The sequence below is a fragment of the Vibrio sp. V09_P4A23P171 genome (assembly GCF_963875615.1).
GTDB lineage: Bacteria > Pseudomonadota > Gammaproteobacteria > Enterobacterales > Vibrionaceae > Vibrio > Vibrio anguillarum.
Genome location: NZ_CAWNMR010000052.1, coordinates 1 through 3,829, shown reverse-complemented (window position 1 = coordinate 3,829; position 3,829 = coordinate 1). Strand labels below are relative to the sequence as shown.

Sequence of the window (3,829 nt, the reverse complement as noted above, 5' to 3'; positions counted from 1 at the left end):
GCTCAAGAGGGATTGCCAACGCTTGGCGACTTTAGTACAAAATTGAAGCTCAGTGTTTACGGTGTGTTTTTTGAGTTCGGCAGTGCGTTGTTAACCCCTTAGCCGGGCGTTAGGCAAAGTGAGTTTTTATCAGCTAAATCGAGTTGGAATTGAACGGTAAATTCTATGTTTTCTGGCTTAAATTAAGCAATAAATCGTCATCACATATTTGTTGTTTCTCGATCGCGTTGGGTTGCTTTTCGTTGTGAATTTAGCGGCAAAATAACCTTCAGCATCCAAACGTCCGCCGAGCATGCTACGCTCGTCACTTTTCTTCCAAATCGCTAAATTTGAGTTTTTTGGTTTCTTTGCTGATTTGAGATTTTGGTTTATAAATGAATCGGTTAGTTTGTTTCAAGTTTACAAAAAAGCTCGTTCTTTGGTTGTGAAAGTGTCGGTGTCAATTGGTTGGCCTAACAAACGGCTCAAGAGGGATTGCCAACGCTTGGCGGCTTTAGTACAAAATTGAAGTTCAGGGTTTACGGTGTGTTTTTTGAGTCTGGCAGTGCGTTGTCAACCCCTTAGCCGGGCGTTATGTGTTTCAGCAGAATGAGGTCAAAAATGAAGTACAAAATTTCTCCACAGTATAATCCTAGCGGTGAGATTATTATAAAATTGACTCAGAATACAACAGATGAACTTGCTGAAATTCTGTTTTCGCTACCACCTAAAGATCATGAGGGATTTAACTTTACTCCACAGAAAGAAATAGCAAAGGTCTGGAAAACGGAGTTTCCCAACGAAGTTGAATTTAAAGGTGCAATTGAAAACTATCGTATTCATTGGTCTGATGAAGTAAATGACAAGTTAGATTTATTTCTCGATAATTTTGAGATAGAGCTTAAAGAGACGCTAGTTAAAAATGCGGATAAGCATAACGAAAATATGTCTACTTTTAGCCCTAATGCTGATATCGCGTTTACTAATATTTTCCCTGCTAGATCTCGACCACTTTATACTTGTCCAAAATGTAGAGTTGAACGTGATAAGTGGGTTTCTCCATATAATGTCGGGGCTATGGCGTCATTGTCATTGGATCAGTGTTCAGACGTACAAGCTTTAGTTACTGATGAGCCGTGCTTTTTCTGCCGAAGCAATGCGGTTGTTTCTGATTATCAAGATGAACTTCAATCATATTTAGTTAATGTTTTTAGATGTAACTTTTTCAATAGTAAGGTCTATGAGCTGTTAGGTGCTAAAACTCTTTCGGCAACTTTTGAGATTGAACAAGATAAGGTAAATAATCTCAATTTTAAAAAACTAGGTATTGGCACTGAAGTAGAGATACTCGATCTAAACTTAACCAGTCAAGGGGGTATGACTTTAACGGAGTTGCATGGAAATAGTCCTATTTTAGGTAAACAAGACTATAAAAGTCTTGAAGCTAGCTACTATCCGACACGATTGTCGGGTGGAGGTATAACGAGAAGCAACTCATGTTCGTTGATGATTACATATCTTGAAAAAGATATAAAAGAAAAGAATGAGAACTTTTTCCAAATGCTTAAAGCATTTATTCGCAGGGATTCAAATGGATTTGTACTAAGAGGGAGTGCTTGTGTTGAGCAGTTACTCATCCAAATTTGCACATTGGAACTATCCAACGTGCCAGGGAAAGCTAGTAGTGCTGATAAAGTAAGTAATGTGCTTACAACTTCATTATCTTATAGCCCACAGTTGCAATATCTCCTACCTTTAATCTGTAAAGCAAATGATCTTCAGCCCTTGTCTGAAATACTAATTGGTAAGTTACTTACGATTAAAAGGCGTCGTGACGTGATTGCGCATAAAGGACGCTTGGAAGACAAAAATGGAAATTCAATAAATCTGACTGAAAATGAATTCTTTGACTATGCAGCCACATTTTCATCAGTGTATGGGTTACTGTTGCAACTGCGTCGAAAAATAAACACATAACAAACAATTTAAGAGTGATTCAGCACGCTTGGCATTTTTGGTTTGGATTGAGTTTTGTGTTTACGGTGTTCAAATTGAGTGCCGTGGTCGCGTGCTTCACACCTTAATTGGGCGTTATGTGTTTGATGGGTTTTTAAGGTCAAAGCTACGATTTCATTGAGAATTCGTTCCGTGTTTTCGGCAAGTTGGCTTGGTCGAAATGGATTTTTGAACAACCTAAGATTGATCGTTTTCAAGGTTCTTGGGTTGCCTCAATGGAGTTTTGGATCTGGTTTGTGTTGAGTTTCGGCAGTTTCAAATCGCTTTAATTGAAATGTCTTTTTGACTGATTCTCTTGCTGAAGCTCAGCTCTGAAAGTCTGGTAAAGCAAAATGTTTTGTTGTGGTTGAAAGGGCGCTTTCTTTGTTGTTGATTCTGCAAGTGGCTCTCTTTGGCTAAGATCGCTGTGAAATTTAGGGTTTGGTCAGCATCGTTTTTGTACGTAACTTATTCAAATCTCTTCATTTCTACGGTGGCTTACTTTGAATTCACGGTAAAATTCACATAACAAGCAATTCAAGTGGATTCTCAACGCGTGGCGGTTTTACTATGCGTTAGGTAAAGTGTTTTACGGTGTTATGCAGCGGCTTGGCCAGTGCGTTGTTCACCACTTAATTGGGCGTTATGTGGCAGGAGAGAATGTGACCCCAGTAGCTGTTCTTGTTCATGTTTCTGATGTGAAATCTGGTCTTGCGTGGTATCAAAAAGCTTTCCCCGAAGCTGTTCTGGTATATCACCCAGAGTTCGATTTCACAGTGCTTGATTTAAATGGTTTCTCGCTTGAAATAGTGCAAGCAGATGAGAAAGTCGATTCTGGTAAAAAAGGGACTGTTGTCTATTGGTCAGTCGCTAATTTAGTCGAAGCCTTGGCTCATTTCGAAGCTCTTGGCGCAAGGTTATATCGTGGACCGATGGAAATCGAAAATGGGTTGTCGATATGCCAAGTTGAAGACCCATTTGGTAACCTAATTGGCTTACGTGGAATAGCCACATAACAAACGGCTCAAGAGGGATTGCCAACGCGTGGCGGCTTTAGTGCAAAATTGAAGTTCAGTGTTTACAGTGTGTTTTTTGAGTTCGGCGATGCGTTGTCAACCCCTTAGCCGGGCGTTATGCGACAAGGCAAAATTCTTAGGTTTCTCTAAATTTAATCTCTTTGGCCGCTCGCTTTTTGGTTTCGGCAAATCAGTATTCTCGGCTCAAATTCTTGAATCACTAAAACCGTAAAACATGCCAAAGTTCGGGAAGTTGCCTCATTGAAAATCGTATTTGGTCGCGGAAAGTGTTTCGGGCGTAAAGTGTGGAAAGGGCAAGTTTACTGAAAGTAGGTTATTGCTGAAATTTCGGCTCGTTGAGTTTTTCACAATTAAAAGCCAAATCTTCGCTTTAAAGCAACGTTCCGCACTTGTGTCAGCCTTTTTATGAAATGTTTAATTCGTTGGTTCTTGAATCACAAAAAGTTATCTACGCGTTTGTAGTTTTTCGTGTTTAAGGTAATGTTTTCGTTGGCCAATTTAGCGTTTGCGTACAAATCGCATAACAAACAATTCAAGCAGATTCGCAACGCGTGGCAGTTTTGGTTTGCAGTGAGTTTTGTGTTTTAGGCGCAATGCGGTGGCTTTTGTATTGCGTTGCTCACTACTTAATTGGGCGTTAGCTGAGGTTAAGAAAAATCATAAAATTAAGCGTTTATTTTTCTTAGTCTGAGGCTCTAGCTTTACACCTGAAAGTCAGCACTTTTCCGTGTATCTCGCCAGTGGCACTGTTCGTGAAGTGTTTGAACTAACCGAAGTCTTCTTACGGGAAGTGGTGTGTTTGTTTATTTCTTTGGTGT

2 protein-coding genes are annotated in these 3,829 nt (G+C 39.7%); both read left to right on the top strand.

Going from position 1 to position 3,829, the window contains the following annotated elements; genetic code table 11:
• Positions 1-600 precede the first annotated feature (600 nt).
• Positions 601-1,956 (top strand): hypothetical protein, encoded by a 1,356-nt coding sequence (locus AACT23_RS13725; RefSeq protein WP_094127357.1) that lies wholly within the window; start codon positions 601-603, stop codon positions 1,954-1,956.
• Positions 1,957-2,636: 680 nt separating this feature from the next.
• Positions 2,637-2,990, top strand: a complete 354-nt coding sequence (locus tag AACT23_RS13720) for a VOC family protein (protein WP_094127361.1) — start codon at positions 2,637-2,639, stop codon at positions 2,988-2,990.
• Positions 2,991-3,829: the final 839 nt, after the last annotated feature.

Coding starts and splice junctions, on each gene's coding strand:
- AACT23_RS13725 (WP_094127357.1), top strand. CDS start 601: ATGAAGTACAAAATTTCTCCACAGTATAATCCTAGCGGTGAGATTATT.